Genomic DNA, 15,769 nt, shown 5'->3' on the forward strand with positions numbered 1-15,769 from the left:
CCGTCCTCGCGCGATCGTTTCCCGCGCTGCGCTGTCGACGTGGCGTTCATGGCTCCAGTGTCCTGGATTACGGTCGGGCCATGCCCGGTACCCCCTCGCCCTCCTCCCCTTTCCCGATCCACCTCGGTGCGGCGGCCCTCGACTTCGTGCAGGAGCGCCACCTCGCGACGCTCACGACGCTGCGGGCGGACGGCACGCCGCACGTCGTCGCGATCGGCTTCACATGGGACGCCGAGGACGGTATCGCCCGCGTCATCACGGGCGGGTCGACGCAGAAGGCACGCAATGTCGAGCGGAACGGCTACGCGTCGCTGTGTCAGGTGGAGGGGGCGCGCTGGCTCACGCTCGAGGGTCCCGCGCGCGTGCGGTCGGATGCGGATTCCGTCGAGGGCGCCGTGGCCCGGTACACGCGCCGCTACCGGACGCCGCGCGAGAACCCGACGCGGGTCGCCCTCGAGATCACGGTGCGGCGGGTGCTCGCGTCGCCGTCGCTGCGGAGTTGACCAGCTGCTCGCACGCGTGCGCGCTCACGGCCGCGGCCAGGGCCGTCCGGTGAGCCGCTCGATGTCGACGTTGAACTGACGGAGGTCGTCGACGAACCGCTCGATACGGGCGGCGGGCCAGTCCGCGACGACGGCTGCGAGCCCCTCGGTGACGAGCGCCCGCTCGTCGGCGAGTCGCCGCGCGCCCTCGTCGGTGATGCGGAACTTGCGCGCGATGGTGCCTGCCGGGTCGAGGATGCGTTCGACGAGTCCGGAACGCAGGAGCGCCGACGTCTGGCGGTTGAGCGTCGACGCCGCGAGCCCGAATGCGTCGACGAGTTCGGTGACCGACATCGGGCCCTGCGCGTCGAGCCGGCTGAGGATCACCCGGGCGCTGCGCTCGAGACGGTCGGTTCCGCGCGGCGACGTCATGTCGACGTGCCGGGTGAGGATCAGCAGCTCGCGCTCGATCCCTCCGGCGGCGCGGACGTCGCGGCGGCGATTTCGGGGGGTGTGTGCGTCCACGGCGATCTCCTCGGCGTTCGGGCCTGCACATTTTACCCACTGTTTGCATCACGCAGCGAACGAGCATCATGCATTGCTTGTGCATGATGCAATCCAGTTGTAGCGTGCGTCACCGATGCGGGCGTGCGCGCGCCCGCCGCGCTCGCACCACATCCCCACGGGCGAAAGGACATTCAGCGATGACCGACATGCACGCGCCCCAACCGGACGTCACCCTGCCGCTGCACACCGACGGTCCGTTGGACGCGCCGACCGAATGGGGCGAACTCCGCGACCGCTGCCCCGTCGCGGTCGCCGAGCTCCCGAGCGGCGACACCGCCCTGTACCTGACGCGCTACGACGACGTACGCACGCTGCTGTCGGATCCGCGTTTCGCGCGACCGACCGCGAACGACGCCGCGGCGCGCCTCGCTCCCGCGGGTGCAGGGGGAGTCGTCGCCGACGGCAGACGGACCGACACGATCAGCAAGGGCGAGTCGCACATTCGGTGGCGTCGCCTCGTCGGCAAATACTTCACGGCCAAGCGGATGTCCGCGCTGCGACCCGAGATCGCCGCGCTCGCGCACGAACTCGTCTACGGAATGCTCGAGCGAGGCGCGCCCGCCGACATCCGCGCCGACCTCGGCTTTCCGCTGCCGGTCTACGTGATCTGCGACGTCCTCGGCGTGCCTGCGGCCGACCGCGCGCGCTTCTCGCACTGGTCTGACAGCTTCCTCAACGTCTCCCGCTACTCGAGCGACGAGGCCGCCGCGGCACAGGAGCAGTTCGAGCAGTACATGACCGAGCACATCCGGGCCAAGCGCGCGGACCCGGCCGACGACATCCTCAGCATGCTCGTCGCGGAAAGCGCCGACGAGGGCGCGGGGCTCACGGACGAGGAACTGTTGTTCACCGGTATGGGACTTCTGGTCGCCGGTCACGAGACCACCGCGAACATGATCGGCAAGACCGTCTCGATGCTGCTCGCCGATCGCTCGCGCTGGGAGCGGCTGCTCGCCGACCGCAGCCTCGTGCGCACCGCCGTCGAGGAGACTTTGCGCCTCGACGCGAACTTCAGCTTCGGTACCCGCCGGTTCGTCACCGAGGACGTCGAGATCGACGGTCACACGATCCCGGGCGGCAGCACCGTCGTGTGCAGCCTGTCGGCCGCCAACCGCGACACCGCCGCGTACCACGACGCCGACGCGATGGACCTCGGTCGCGCGCCGAACCCGCACCTGACGTTCGGGGCCGGTCCGCATTCGTGCCTCGGCCAGGCACTCGCGCGCACCGAACTGCAGGTCGTTCTCGACACCTTGCTCGACCGCATCCCCACCCTGCACCTGGCCACGCCGGTCGAGGACCTGCGCAAGACCGAGGGTCTGCTCGTCGGCGGGCTCACCCGCGTGCCCGTCGCGTGGTGAGCGAGCGCCCGGCACGCGGCGCCACAGCGTCCTAGGATCGAGTCACCGCTTCACCGACAGTCGATCCGGGACAGGGGTACGCATGGCAGATCCCCGCACGACCAACGACCAGCTCGCCGTCGATCCGTCGGCCGCCACCCCGGAAACCGACGCCGAAGGCCACGTGATCGAGGCCCAGGCGGACGACTTCGCGCACGCACGTGAACTTCCCGAGGACACCCACTGGTTCAAGACGGCCGTCTTCTACGAAGTACTCGTGCGTGCCTTCTTCGACTCGACCAACGACGGCATCGGCGACCTCGCCGGCCTCGCCGACAAGCTCGACTATCTGAAGTGGCTCGGCGTCGACTGCCTGTGGCTGCCACCGTTCTACGATTCGCCGCTGCGCGACGGCGGATACGACATCCGCGACTTCCGCGCGGTCCTCCCGGAATTCGGCACGGTCGACGACTTCGTCCGCCTGTTCGACGAGGCACACAAGCGAGGCATCCGCGTCATCACCGATCTCGTCATGAACCACACGTCGGACACCCACGCATGGTTCCAGGCGTCACGTTCGGAGCCCGACGGCCCGTACGGCGACTTCTACGTATGGTCCGACACCGAGGACGGATACCCCGAGGCCCGGATCATCTTCGTCGACACCGAGACGTCCAACTGGACGTGGGACCCGGTGCGGGGCCAGTACTACTGGCATCGGTTCTTCTCGCACCAGCCCGATCTGAACTACGACAATCCCGAGGTCCAGGACGCGATGCTCGCGGTGCTGCGGTTCTGGCTCGACCTCGGCATCGACGGTTTCCGGCTCGACGCGGTGCCGTATCTGTTCGAACGCGACGGCACGAACTGCGAGAACCTGCCCGAGACGCACGCCTTTCTCAGACGGTGCCGAGCCGTGGTCGACGCCGAGTACCCCGGTCGCGTGCTGCTCGCCGAGGCGAACCAGTGGCCGAGCGACGTGGTGGCCTACTTCGGCGAACCCGACGTGGGCGACGAGTGCCACATGGCGTTCCACTTCCCGCTCATGCCGAGGATGTTCATGGCGGTGCGTCGCCAGAACCGCTTCCCCATCTCGGAGATCCTCGCGCAGACACCGGACATCCCGCAGACCGCGCAGTGGGGCATCTTTCTGCGCAACCACGACGAGTTGACCCTGGAGATGGTCACCGACGAAGAGCGCGACTACATGTACGCCGAGTACGCGCAGGACCCGCGGATGAAGGCGAACATCGGCATCCGCCGCAGGCTCGCACCCCTGCTCGAGAACGATCGCAACCAGCTCGAACTGTTCACCGCGCTGCTGCTGAGCCTGCCGGGTTCGCCGATCCTGTACTACGGAGACGAGATCGGGATGGGCGACAACATCTGGCTCGGCGACCGCGATTCGGTGCGTACACCGATGCAGTGGACACCCGACCGCAATGCCGGCTTCTCACGCGCCGACCCCGCACGCATGTACCTGCCGGTCGTGATGGACCACACGTACGGCTACCAGGCGGTCAATGTCGAATCCCAACTGAACTCGACCAATTCGCTCCTGCACTGGACCCGCCGGATGATCCAGGTGCGCAAGCAGCACCCCGCATTCGGCAGGGCGTCGTTCACCGAGATCGGCGGTGCCAATCCCGCGATCCTGTCCTACCTGCGCGAGCTCGCGGTCGACGGCAGCGACGCGCACTCCGACGTCATCCTGTGCGTCAACAACCTCTCGCGGTACCCGCAGGCGGTGCTGCTCGACCTCTCGCGCTATCGCGGTCGCATCCCCGTCGAGCTGACCGGGTCGGTACCGTTCCCGAAGATCGGCGACGACGACTACATGCTGACGTTGCCCGGCCACGGCTTCTACTGGTTCTCCCTGCAGCCGGATCCGGACGTCGACGCCGCGGCAGCAGACCTGGCGGTCAGCAGCGAAGCGGAAGGAGCCGTGCGGTCATGACGCCGACACTGCCCGACGACGCACTCGAAACCCTGCTCGTGGCATGGTTACCGCACCAGAGATGGTTCGCGGCAAAGGGCGCCGAGCTGACCGCCACGCGAATCATGGTGCGCGAGACCCTGTCCCGGGGTGACGAGCCCGTCGTCGACCACATCGTGGTGCGCACGGAGTTCACCGACCACGCGCCGCAGCTGTATCAGGTACCGCTCGGATTCCGGGACACACTGCCCCCGGAACTCGGGCAGTGGGCGCTCTCGGATCCTGTCGGCCGCGACGTCGTCGCCTACGACGCGCTCCGCGACCCGGCCACGCTCGCGGTGTACGCCCGGGCGCTGTCCGAGCAGCGGGCGGTGGCCACCGTCCGCGTGCGCACGGTCGACGACACGCCGGTGCACGTCGAGCCGTACGGGCACGCGCTCGGTGCCGAACAGTCCAACACGTCGGTCGTCCTCGGCGGCACGCTGCTGCTCAAGGTCTTCCGACTGCTCGCAGCGGGCGTCAACCCGGATGTCGAGCTGCACCTCGCGCTCGGACGCGCCGAGAGCCCCTGCGTCGCTCGCGTGCATGCCTGGATCGAAGCCGACGTCGACGGCGGCACCACCACGCTCGCGATGGTGCAGGACTTCGAGAAGAACGCGGCCGACGGGTGGACCACCGCGCTCGGCAGCGTGCGCGACCTGATGCTCGAAGCCGACCTGTATGCGGACGAAGTGGGCACCGACTTCGCCGCCGAGTCGCACCGGATGGGCGCGGCCGTGGCGTCCGTGCACGCGACGCTCGCCCGCGTACTCGGCACCTCGACGGCGCATGCCGTCGACATCGCCGACGGCATGCGTACCCGCCTCGAGCACGCACTCCTCGTCGTCCCGGAGCTCGCTCCCCTCGACTCCGCGATCCGTGCTCGGTTCGACGCGGTCGACACCCTCGGCGCGGTCGAGACCCAGCGCATCCATGGCGACCTGCACCTCGGTCAGGTGTTGCGCACCCCGGAACGGTGGCTGCTGATCGATTTCGAGGGCGAACCGGCAAAATCGCTCGCCCAGCGGCGCGCACCGGACAGTCCGCTGCGCGACGTCGCCGGCATGCTGCGCTCGTTCGACTACGCCGCGCACTTCCCCGTCGGCGAACCCGACCTGAACCGCGAGTTCCGCGCCCGCGAGTGGTCCGACCGCAACTCGGCGGCGTTCTGCGACGGCTATGCCGCCGAGTACGGTTCCGACCCACGCACTCACCGTGTCCTGCTCGACGCCTGCATGCTCGACAAGGCGGTGTACGAGGCCGCCTACGAGAAACGCAATCGTCCGCACTGGATCGCCCTGCCGTTGGCGGCTGTCGAGCACATCGTGGGGGCGAAGTGACGCGCGAGCTGCCCGACGAGCAAACGTGCACGGCATTCGTCGTCGTCGACATGCAGAAGGACTTCTTCGCGCCCGAGCCGCTCGCTCGGCGCAAGGCGCAGATCGTCGCGGCGGTCAACGCCACCGCCGCGCGGGCGCGCGCGGCCGGCGCGCTCGTGGTGAACGTGCGCACGGTGCACGCGCCCGACCGGTCGACGTGGGCGCTCGACATGCGCGACGACGGCCAGGGTGTGGTGATCGACGGCACCGAGGGCGCCGAAATGCTCGACGAACTCGACCTCGGCCCACTCGATACCCCGACGTCGGTCGAGGTGACCAAGACCCGCGACGACGCCTTCGTCCGCACCGACCTCGCCTCGATCCTCGCCGAGCACAGCGTCCGCGCACTCGCGCTGGCAGGCGTCCAGACCGAGGCGTGCGTCGCACTCACGGCCGCGTCCGCATACGCCTACGACATCCGCGTCACGATCGTGAGCGACGCGGTCGCCACGACGTCGGGCGACTACCACGACTCCACGCTGTCGTGGCTCGCCGATCAGTATCGACAAAGCGTGCGTCCCGCCGACGAGATCGAGTTCACAGCGCCGTGGCGGCCCGGCGATGTGTCGGAAGAGCCGGGTTCTGGGTAGTCGTTCGACAGACCCTCCCGGGCGACCGGGAACGCGCCGTCCGTCCACGGGGCGGCGCGCAGGGTTCTCGTCTCCGACGAAAGGACGGCTCATGGCCTCACCGGACCTGAAGGGGCGCCGCGTACTCGCGATCGTCACCAACTACGGCGTCGAACAGGACGAACTCGTCGTCCCGGTCGATCATTTCCGGGATGCGGGAGCCGACGTCACGATCGCCGCGGTTTCACGCGATCCCATCCGGACGCTCGTGAGCGACAAGGATCCCGGCACGACCGTCGACCCGACGACGACACTCGCCGAGGTCGACCCCTCCGGCTACGACCTGCTCGTCGTGCCCGGTGGCACCCTCAACGCCGACTCGCTGCGCCTGAACGACGACGCACAGCGCATCGTCAAGGCGTTCGCATCGGGTGGGCGTCCCGTCGCCGCGATCTGTCACGGCCCGTGGGCACTCGTCGAAGCAGACGTCGTCCGCGGCAAGACGCTCACGTCGTACCCCTCGCTGCGCACCGACATCCGCAATGCGGGGGCGGCATCGTGGGTCGACCGCGAGGAAGTGACCGACGACGCAGGCGGGTACGTCCTCGTCACGTCCCGCACCCCGAAGGACCTCGACGCATTTCTCGGCGCCGTCGACGCCGCGCTCGCGGCGTGACCCGCAGCGACATCCGAATCACACGAAGGAGATCGACATGGCAGACGACAAGAACACCGGCCCCGCCGAAGGCGTGAAGGGCGTCGTCGAAGGCGTCAAGGGCAAGGTGAAGGAAGCGGCGGGCGCGCTCAGCGGTCAGGACGACCTGACGCAGGAAGGTCGCGCGCAGCAGGACAAGGCCGAGGCGCAGCGCGAGGTAGCGCAAAAGGAAGCCGAGGCCGAAAAGGCCCGCAGCGAAGCCGAACTCGAGAAGCAGCGCCAGGAGGCTCGGCAGTCGCGCGAGTGACGCACACCGTCGAACCGAATGGCTGTCCCGGGCTACCGATCTCGGTGTCCGGGACAGCCGGTGTCGAGGCAGGCGATCACGGCTCGAGCACGACCTTGATCGCGCCGTCGGCCTTGCGCTGGAAGATGTCGTACCCGTGTGGGGCACTGTCGAGTGGCAGCGTGTGCGTCGCGAAGGACTCGACGCCGAGCGGGTCGTCGTCGGTGAGCAGCGGCAGGAGCTCCGGTACCCAGCGCTTGACGTTCGCCTGACCCATGCGCAGCTGTATCTGCTTGTCGAACAGCGTCAGCATCGGCAACGGGTCCGCCGCGCCGCCGTACACGCCACTCAGTGAGAGGGTGCCGCCGCGGCGCACGAGGTCGATCGCGCTGTGCAGCGCCCCGAGACGGTCGATGCTCGCCTTTTCCATGATCGGCTTGCTCAGGAAGGTGGGCAGCAGACCGGTGAAGTCCTGCAACGTCTTGGCCACGGGCGATCCGTGCGCTTCCATGCCGACCGCGTCGATCACGCTGTGTGGTCCGCGCCCGTCGGTCCGGTCCCGCACCAGGTCGCCGAGGTCGTCACCGGCCTCGCGCAGGTCCACGACCTCGATCCCGCGGCTGCGTGCGCGCTCGAGTCGTTCGGTGACGAGATCGACCCCGATGACGCGCAGACCTCGATGGTGCGCGATACGTGCGGCCATCTCGCCGATCGGGCCGAGACCGAGTACCGCGACGCAGCCACCGTCGGGCACCCCCGCGTATTCGACAGCCTGCCACGCGGTCGGGAGCACGTCGGACAGGTAGACGAACCGTTGATCCGGCGGGCCTTCGGGCACCGTGACGTGGTTGAAGTCGGCGAGCGGCACACGCAGGTACTCGGCCTGGCCGCCGGGCACGCTGCCGTACAGCTCGGAATAGCCGAACAGGGCGGCACCCATTCCCTGTTCACGCACCTGCGTGGTCTCGCACTGCGTCATGAGACCCTCGCCGCACATGTGACAGTGGCCGCACGCGATCTGGAAGGGGACGACCACCCGGTCCCCCACTGCGAGCTCTCGCACCTCCGACCCGACTTCTTCCACGATGCCCATCGGTTCGTGCCCCAGTACGTCGCCGGGATGCATGAACGGCCCGAGGACCTCGTACAGGTGCAGGTCGGACCCGCAGATGTTGGTGCTCGTGACCCGGATGATCACATCTGTCGGCTCCTCGATCCGGGGATCCGAAACCTCCGTCACGGTCACGGTGCGTTTGCCTTGCCAGGTGACTGCCTTCACGGAGAACTCTCCCTCGTCGACGGAACGTTTCCCGTCGAACGGGTACCCCGGGGTGCGCGTGCGGAACCAGGCAGGTCCCTGGTCTCCGGGACGGCGAGGGTCCGAGACCCGGCCGTTCGCGCGACTCCACCCCACGCCGACGCCGCGCAGTGGCACAGTTCTGCGTGATGACGACTACAGCCCTGTTCCCCGGGTCGACGCGAGGTGCCCGCCGACCCGGGCGTGCGCGTGGACGGCGACCATGAAGGTCTCCATCGTCACCGACGACGGGTTCCCCGCGCAGATCGCCCGGGAGCTCGCGCGGTCCGTCCCGCGCGCGCTCGACGGCGTCGACACCCTGAACGGGGATGCCATCGAGGTCGAGATCGAATCGTCGAGGAGGCCGCTGCCACCCACCCGGCACGGGAAACCCGCGCTCGCGGAGTGGTACGCCGCTGTCGGTACGGGCCATGACCTGACGATCATCGTGTCCGAGATACCGCATCGCCGCGCGGGCCGCACCGTGCTCGCCGATGTGTACCGCGACCGGATGCTCGTGCTGTACACGCCGGCCTTCGGCGTCGTCGGGGCGCGTCGTCGCGCCCGCGAGATCGCCCACCACGTGCTTCCCGCGCTCGCACGCGGCACGATGGCCGACCTACGGGCGGCGCCGCGGCACGCCGGATGGGAAGGCCCGCACCTCGACGCCGACGAGCGCCACGACGCCGACGACGCCGACGAGGGGCAGCGTGTGGACGCCCCGCCGGGCACCTACACCCTGGTTTCCCGGACCGGGCTCGGCCGACTGCGCCTGCTCGCGGGAATGGTGCGCAGCAACCGGCCGTGGCGGTTGATCCCGACACTCTCGGGCGCCCTGGGCGCCGCGAGTGCCGCGTCGGCGTTCGGCATCTTCTACGCGAGTATCTGGCAGATGGCGTCGGCGATGAGTGTGCTGCGCCTCGCGCTCGTGACGGTGGTCGCCGTGTGCGCGATGGCCCTGTGGCTGATCGTGCCCAACGGCCTGTGGGAGCGCAGCGGCTTCCGCGAATCCTCCCGCGATCGCGCCTTCTACAACGCGGCAACCGTCGCCACCGTGGTGACGGGGGTGCTGTGCATGTATGCACTGTTGTCGGCGGCGGTCCTCGCCGCCGCGGCGATGATCGTGCCGACGTCGTTCTTCGAACAGCAACTGCGCGAACCTGCGACCGTCGTCGGCTACGTCAAACTCGCCTGGCTCGCCGCGTCACTGGGCACCGTCGCCGGGGCGGTCGGCTCGTCGACCTCCGACCGCAGCGAGATCCTGCGCGCCACCTACGGCCAGCGCGAACTCGATCGCCGACGTGCGGTGGAACGCGAGCAGGAGCGCCAGGAGGACGAGGGCAGCTGAGTCCCCCGGGGGTCACACCGGCAGCACCGTCAGCGAATGCGGTCGCAGGTTCATCGGCTCGCAGCCGTCCTCGGTGACCACGACGATGTCCTCGATGCGCGCGCCCCATTCGCCGCGGAAGTAGATGCCGGGTTCGATGCTGAACGCCATCCCCACCGCGAGAGGAATGGTGTTGCCACGCACGATGTACGGCTCCTCGTGGACCGACAGCCCGATACCGTGACCGGTCCGGTGCACGAAGGCATCACCGAGCCCGGCGTCGACCAGGATGTCGCGTGCCGCGGCGTCCACTGTCTCCGCCGCGACACCGGGACGCACCGCGTCCAGGGCTGCCTGCTGTGCGCGTTCGAGTACGGCATAGTGCTGGGCGACGTCTGCACTCGGCTCACCCATGCTGTACGTGCGGGTCGAGTCGGAGTTGTAGCCGGGTTCGACGGGGCCGCCGATGTCGATCACGACGACGTCGCCTTCCGCCACGACACGGTCGGACACCTCGTGATGCGGGTCGGCGCCGTGCGGCCCCGAGCCGACGATCACGAATTCGGCGCCCGTGTGCCCTTCCTCGACGATCGCCGCGGTGATCGCGTCCGCGACCTCGGCCTCGGTGCGGCCGACGACGAGCAGCTCGGGCATGCGGGCGTGCACGCGGTCGATCGCACTGCCCGCGCGCCGCAGCGCGTCGATCTCGGCGGCATCCTTGACCATGCGCAACTCACGCACGACCTCCGTCGCAAGGATCGGCAACGAGCGCAGCCGATCGGCGAGCGGCAGCAGGTGCAGCGCGGGCATCGCCTCGGTGACGGCGGTGCGCGCCGATTGCGGCAGCAGACCTGCCACGAGCGCGTACGGGTCCACGCCGTCGACCCAGTCCCGCACGTGCAGATTCAGCTCGTCGACCGCCGAGTCGGCGAGGCCTGCGAGTTCCAGTCGCGGCACGACGACGGTCGCGGGGTCGCCGGTCGTCGGCACGACGAGACAGGTGAGCCGCTCGAACGACGCTGCGCGTGAACCCAGCAGGTACTGCAGGTCGGGCCCCGGCGTGATCAGCAGGGCGTCGAGCCCACTGTCGCGGCCGAGCGCGGCAGCGCGTGCGAGACGACGCTCGTAGACGTCGGACGGGAACCTCGATGCGGGTGTGCGTGATGCGCTCATGCGCCCAGGCTAATCCCCCGTTTGGCAGGATGAACGCCATGACTTCCGCCGCCCCGGTCGCGCCGGGCGATTCTTCAGCCGACGGCCACCCCCTGTTGCTCCTCGACGGCGCGAGCTTGTGGTTCCGCGCGTTTCACGCGCTGCCGCAGTCGATCACGTCGCCCGACGGCCGTCCCGTCAACGCGGTGCGCGGATTCGTCGACATGGTGGCCTCGCTCGTCACCCGCACCCGGCCTGCTCGGCTCGTGGTGTGTCTCGACGTCGCGTGGCGGCCTGCATTCCGGGTGACGGCCGTGCCCGGATACAAGGCGCACCGCGTGTTGCCGGGCTCGGACGGCACGGTCGAGGACGTGCCCGAGGCGCTTCCCGCACAGGTCGACGTCATCATGGACATCCTGGCAGCGGCGGGCATCGCGACCGCGGGTGCGCCCGACTGCGAAGCCGACGACGTCCTCGGCACGCTCGCGGCCCGTGAGGCCCGCGACGTCACTGTGGTGGTGAGCGGCGACCGCGACCTCATCCAGGTGGTGCGCGACGACGCTCCGCCGGTGCGCGTGCTCTACGTCGGTCGCGGTCTCGCGAAGGCCGAATTGCTCGGTCCCACCGAGGTGGCGGAGAAGTACGCGCTGCCCGCCGAGCGGGCAGGCGACGCGTACGTCGAGCTCGCGTTGCTGCGCGGCGACCCGTCCGACGGACTGCCCGGCGTCACAGGCGTGGGCGAGAAGACGGCAGCGGCGCTGCTGCAGCGCTTCGGGTCGCTCGCGGAGTTGCGCCGCGCCGTGGACGACGGCGATCCCACCCTGGCCAAGGGCGTGCGCGCCAAGCTCGACGCCGCAGCCGGATACCTCGACGCGGCCTTGCCCGTGGTGCAGGTGCGCCGCGACGCCGACGTGACGTTCTCACGCGACGACGCGCTGCCCTCGGTACCGGACGAACCCGCACGGTTGGCGCAACTCGGCGAACTGAACGGGGTGACGAGCTCGGTCGACCGTCTCGTGCAGGCCTTGGCCCGCGAGTGAGCGGCCGGCTGATCTAGCGGGGCCTGCCGACCTCGTACGTGCCCGAGTCGTCGGTGAACGTGAGAGTCACGGTGCTCGGTTCGCCGTCGACGACGAGCGTGCAGTCGAAGCTCGTGCCCTGCTCGACCTTCTGGCCTGACGGACAGTCGACGTCGGTGACGCTGGACGCGCCGTAGGAGCCGGTGACGATCTGCTCGACACCCTTCTCGGCGGCGTCGGAATCGAGCGTGTCGCCGCCGCCGAGCACGACACCGAGGACGACACCGATGACCGCGACGACCAGCACGACCCCGCCGATGATCAGCAGCGGAAGCGTGGACTTCCCCTTCGACCCGCCGCCGGGCGGCGCCCACGGCTGCGCGCCACCACCCTCTCCCCACTGCTGCGGGCCCGGCCCCCAGCCCGCGGCGCCCGGTGACGGCTGGCCGGTCTGGCCCGGTGCCGCGCCCCACATGGGCTGCCCGTACTGACCGGGCTGCGGCTGCCCGTACTGGCCTTGCTGCGGCTGCCCGTACTGACCGGGCTGCGGTTGGCCGTACTGGCCGGGCTGCCCGTACTGCGGCGGCTGACCGTACTGCGGCGGCTGACCGTATTGAGGCGCTTGCCCGTACTGCGGCGGCTGGCCGTATCGAGGCGGCTGACCGTACTGCGGGGGCTGCTGACCGTACTGCGCGTCACCGGCCCCCTGCTCGCCCGCCGGATGCTGCGGACCCCCGCCCTGCCCGGCAGCATCGCCGTCGCGGTCGGTGGAGCCCTGATCCGGCCCGCCGCCGTTCCTGGCCCACTGCGCGTTCGGATCCTCGGGGCCGTTGGGGCCGGTCATCGTCGCCTCCCATGCGAAACGTTGCTGTACACGCTTGGTGCGATCCAATCACACGCGCGGGTCCCGTGCGCCGTGCCCGCGCCGACGCGTCACGCGGCGTCCACCGCGACGACTCCACGGCGAATGGCGGCGACCGCGCGGCGCGCGGTCGCCGAAAGGTCCGGATCGGACGCCGCTCCGCGCACCTGCTCGAGGAGATCGATCACCTGCCTGCACCAACGCACGAAATCGCCCGCCGACAGCCCGCGCCCGTGGTCCGCGGCCAGTGCATCGACGAGCGAGTGGTGACTCGCCCACTCGTGTACCGCGCTGACGAACCCGAGGTCGGGTTCGCGCGTGGGTGGCAGTTTGTGCCGCAACTCGTCGGCCCGCAGGTCGTACCACGTGCGCATCGTCTCGGTCAGCGCGTGGCGTAGCGCGCCGCTCGTGGCGGGCTGCGCGCCCTCGCCTTCGCGACGCGATTCGAACACGACGGTCGAGACGACGGCCGCGAGTTCTGCGGGGTCGAGACCGGACCACGCACCGCTCCGCAGGCATTCGGCGACGAGCAGGTCGCTCTCGGCATAGATCCGCGCGAGCCGCTCCCCGTCCTCGGTCGCTTTCGGTTCGCGCTCCCCGTCCTCGCGCGTGACAGGTGCGATGTAGCCGCGTTCGGACAGCAACGCGACGATGCGGTCGAATGTGCGTGCCAGCGAGTTGGTGGTGGCCGCGGACTTGCTGCGCATGCTCTCCGTCTCGTGTACGAGCCGGTTGTAGCGATCGCCGATCCGCGAGAGCCGCTCCCGCTCGGGGTCGGCGTGGACCGGATGCCGACGCAGTTCCTTGCGCAGGCGCGTGACCTCGGCGTCGTCGCCCGCGCCGCGGCCCTTGCGACGCTTGCGCCGAGGTACCGTGATGCCGGTCGAGCGCAGCGCCGACGCGATGTCCCGCCGGACACGTGCCGTGCGCTGGTCGACGTGTCGCGGCAAGCGCAGGTGCCCGAGGGCCGACGCCGGTTCGGGGAAGTCCCCCGCGGACAACCGGCCCGACCATTTGGTCTCCGTGATCACGAGCGGTCGCGGATCGTCGGGGTCACGGTCCGGTTCGAGGACCACGGCGATGCCCTGATGCCTGCCCACCGCGATGCCGACGATGTCGCCGCGCCGCAATCGCGTCAGTGCGCGGACCGAGGCGGCCCGCCGCTGCGCGCGGCCCTTGCGTTCGATCTCCTTCTCGCGCCGCGAGAGAGCGTCGCGAAGCCGCGCGTACTGGAGGTATTCGCTGTCCGGCCCACCGAGTTGCTCGAGCAGCGCGGCGATGTCGCGTTCGTTGCGTTCGATGCCGCGCGTGACGCCCACGACGGAGCGATCCGCCTGGAACTGCGCGAACGACTGCTCGAGCAACGAGCGGGAACGCTCGGTACCCATGCGATGTACGAGATTGATCGACATGTTGTAGCCGGGACGGAACGAGCTGCGCAGCGGGAACGTGCGGGTCGACGCGAGGCCCGCGACTTCCGTCGGCTCGATGCCCGGCTGCCACAGCACCACCGCGTGGCCCTCGACGTCGATGCCGCGCCTGCCTGCGCGCCCGGTCAGCTGGGTGTACTCCCCCGGCGTGAGTTCGGCGTGCGTCTCGCCGTTGAACTTCACGAGCCGTTCCAGGACCACCGTGCGCGCCGGCATGTTGATACCGAGCGCGAGCGTCTCCGTCGCGAAGACCGCGCGAACCAGGCCGCGCACGAACAGTTCTTCGACGGTCTGCCGGAATGCCGGGAGCATGCCCGCGTGATGCGCGGCGAGCCCACGTTCGAGCGCTCGCCTCCACTCCCAGTAACCGAGCACCTCGAGGTCTTCGCGCGGCAGGTCACCCGTGTGCTCGTCGACGATCCGGCGGATCTCGGCGCGATCGTCGGGCGACACGAGGTCGAGTGGCGACCGGGCGCACTGGGCGAGCGCCGCGTCGCACCCCGCACGGCTGAAGATGAACGCGATCGCGGGCAGCAGGCCCTCGCGGTCGAGTCGCGCCAGCACGTCGGGGCGCGACGGTGGCCGGAAGCCGGACCCGCGACCACCTCCGAATCCGCGCCGGTCGCCTGCGCCGAGCGCTTCGCGTCTGCGGACGTGCCGCACCAGTTCGGGATCGACCACCAGGCCGCGCTCGTCCGAACCGGGCGAGCCGGGCGGCTGCGCCCGCGCGTCGAACAGATCGAACAACCGGGTGCCGACCAGAATGTGCTGCCACAGCGGGATCGGCCGGTGCTCGTCGACCACGACGGTCGTGTCGCCGCGCACCGTCTCCATCCAGGCCCCGAACTCCTCGGCGTTGCTCACCGTCGCCGACAGGCTCACGAGCTTCACCTCGGGAGGCAGGTGCAGGATCACCTCCTCCCACACCGCACCGCGGAACCGGTCGGCGAGGAAGTGCACCTCGTCCATCACCACGTGCGACAGACCCGCGAGTGCGGGCGAATCCGCGTACAGCATGTTCCGCAGCACCTCGGTCGTCATGACGACGATCGGAGCGGACGCATTGACACTCGAATCCCCCGTGAGCAGACCCACGGTGTCGGGACCGTATCGCTCGACGAGATCGGCGTACTTCTGGTTGCTGAGCGCCTTGATCGGTGTCGTGTAGAAGCACTTGTGGCCCTCGGCGAGCGCAAGGTGCACCGCGAACTCGCCGACGACCGTCTTGCCCGCACCCGTGGGAGCACACACGAGGACACCGTGCCCGCCCTCGAGCGCACGGCACGCGGCGGTCTGGAACGGGTCGAGCGCGAAGCCCAGCTGCGCCGAGAAGGTGTCCAACTCGACGGTGGACGGGCGAGATTCATTGCTCACGTCTTCGAGCCTGTCACGAACCGCCACGTGACGTGCGCCGGGGCGTGCCGCGTCG

Annotated in this window: 14 protein-coding genes; 9 read left to right on the forward strand and 5 right to left on the reverse strand. The window is 69.7% G+C overall.

The genetic code is table 11. From position 1 onward, the window contains the following. The first annotated feature begins 80 nt into the window (after window positions 1-80). The gene (locus HCA44_RS19100) at window positions 81-503 is read left to right on the forward strand and encodes a PPOX class F420-dependent oxidoreductase (protein ID WP_169650914.1); all 423 of its coding nucleotides are present in this window, start codon (window positions 81-83) and stop codon (window positions 501-503) included. A gap of 24 nt (window positions 504-527) precedes the next feature. Here the strand turns inward: HCA44_RS19100 and HCA44_RS19105 are convergent, their stop codons facing one another. After that, window positions 528-1,007: a MarR family winged helix-turn-helix transcriptional regulator gene (locus HCA44_RS19105; protein ID WP_346764799.1), complete on the reverse strand. Its 480-nt coding sequence runs from the start codon at window positions 1,005-1,007 to the stop codon at window positions 528-530. A 179-nt stretch (window positions 1,008-1,186) separates the two neighbouring features. Between HCA44_RS19105 and HCA44_RS19110 the strand changes: the two genes are divergently transcribed. From HCA44_RS19110 to HCA44_RS19135, 6 genes are all read left to right on the forward strand, one after another. Further along, window positions 1,187-2,410 (forward strand): cytochrome P450, encoded by a 1,224-nt coding sequence (locus HCA44_RS19110; RefSeq protein ID WP_169650915.1) that lies wholly within the window; start codon window positions 1,187-1,189, stop codon window positions 2,408-2,410. An 82-nt stretch (window positions 2,411-2,492) separates the two neighbouring features. Further along, window positions 2,493-4,346, forward strand: a complete 1,854-nt coding sequence (gene treS, locus HCA44_RS19115) for a maltose alpha-D-glucosyltransferase (protein ID WP_169650916.1) — start codon at window positions 2,493-2,495, stop codon at window positions 4,344-4,346. Then, window positions 4,343-5,704 (forward strand): phosphotransferase, encoded by a 1,362-nt coding sequence (locus HCA44_RS19120; protein WP_169650917.1) that lies wholly within the window; start codon window positions 4,343-4,345, stop codon window positions 5,702-5,704. The genes treS and HCA44_RS19120 overlap by 4 nt, the downstream gene beginning before the upstream one ends. Further along, window positions 5,701-6,333, forward strand: a complete 633-nt coding sequence (locus HCA44_RS19125) for an isochorismatase family cysteine hydrolase (RefSeq protein WP_169650918.1) — start codon at window positions 5,701-5,703, stop codon at window positions 6,331-6,333. The genes HCA44_RS19120 and HCA44_RS19125 overlap by 4 nt, the downstream gene beginning before the upstream one ends. A gap of 91 nt (window positions 6,334-6,424) precedes the next feature. Next, entirely contained in the window at window positions 6,425-6,988 is a 564-nt protein-coding gene (locus HCA44_RS19130; RefSeq protein ID WP_169650919.1) for a type 1 glutamine amidotransferase domain-containing protein, read from the forward strand. A 37-nt stretch (window positions 6,989-7,025) separates the two neighbouring features. Continuing rightward, on the forward strand, window positions 7,026-7,274 hold the full coding sequence (locus HCA44_RS19135) for a CsbD family protein (protein WP_169650920.1): 249 nt from the start codon (window positions 7,026-7,028) through the stop codon (window positions 7,272-7,274). A 76-nt stretch (window positions 7,275-7,350) separates the two neighbouring features. On the opposite strand, the gene HCA44_RS19140 is transcribed toward HCA44_RS19135, so the two are convergent. Next, window positions 7,351-8,532, reverse strand: coding sequence for a zinc-dependent alcohol dehydrogenase (locus HCA44_RS19140; protein WP_169650921.1), 1,182 nt, complete (start codon window positions 8,530-8,532; stop codon window positions 7,351-7,353). A 241-nt stretch (window positions 8,533-8,773) separates the two neighbouring features. Here HCA44_RS19140 and HCA44_RS19145 point away from each other — a divergent pair, with 241 nt between their 5' ends. Next, window positions 8,774-9,898, forward strand: coding sequence for a hypothetical protein (locus tag HCA44_RS19145; protein ID WP_169650922.1), 1,125 nt, complete (start codon window positions 8,774-8,776; stop codon window positions 9,896-9,898). Window positions 9,899-9,910: 12 nt separating this feature from the next. Here HCA44_RS19145 and HCA44_RS19150 read toward each other — a convergent pair whose 3' ends face one another. Next, entirely contained in the window at window positions 9,911-11,050 is a 1,140-nt protein-coding gene (locus tag HCA44_RS19150) for a Xaa-Pro peptidase family protein (RefSeq protein ID WP_169650923.1), read from the reverse strand. A gap of 38 nt (window positions 11,051-11,088) precedes the next feature. Between HCA44_RS19150 and HCA44_RS19155 the strand changes: the two genes are divergently transcribed. After that, window positions 11,089-12,069 carry a 5'-3' exonuclease gene (locus HCA44_RS19155; RefSeq protein WP_240945660.1) on the forward strand — a complete coding sequence of 327 codons (981 nt, stop codon included), beginning with the start codon at window positions 11,089-11,091 and terminating at the stop codon, window positions 12,067-12,069. A gap of 13 nt (window positions 12,070-12,082) precedes the next feature. On the opposite strand, the gene HCA44_RS19160 is transcribed toward HCA44_RS19155, so the two are convergent. Together HCA44_RS19160 and HCA44_RS19165 are read right to left on the reverse strand one after the other, a co-directional pair. Further along, window positions 12,083-12,892 carry a DUF4333 domain-containing protein gene (locus HCA44_RS19160; RefSeq protein WP_169650925.1) on the reverse strand — a complete coding sequence of 270 codons (810 nt, stop codon included), beginning with the start codon at window positions 12,890-12,892 and terminating at the stop codon, window positions 12,083-12,085. Between the two features lie 89 nt (window positions 12,893-12,981). After that, complete coding sequence (locus tag HCA44_RS19165; RefSeq protein ID WP_346764800.1) at window positions 12,982-15,714, reverse strand: DEAD/DEAH box helicase; 2,733 nt, start codon at window positions 15,712-15,714, stop codon at window positions 12,982-12,984. Between the last annotated feature and the right edge of the window lie 55 nt (window positions 15,715-15,769).

The sequence above is a fragment of the Rhodococcus sp. HNM0569 genome, assembly GCF_012726205.1.
Lineage (GTDB): Bacteria > Actinomycetota > Actinomycetes > Mycobacteriales > Mycobacteriaceae > Rhodococcus_F.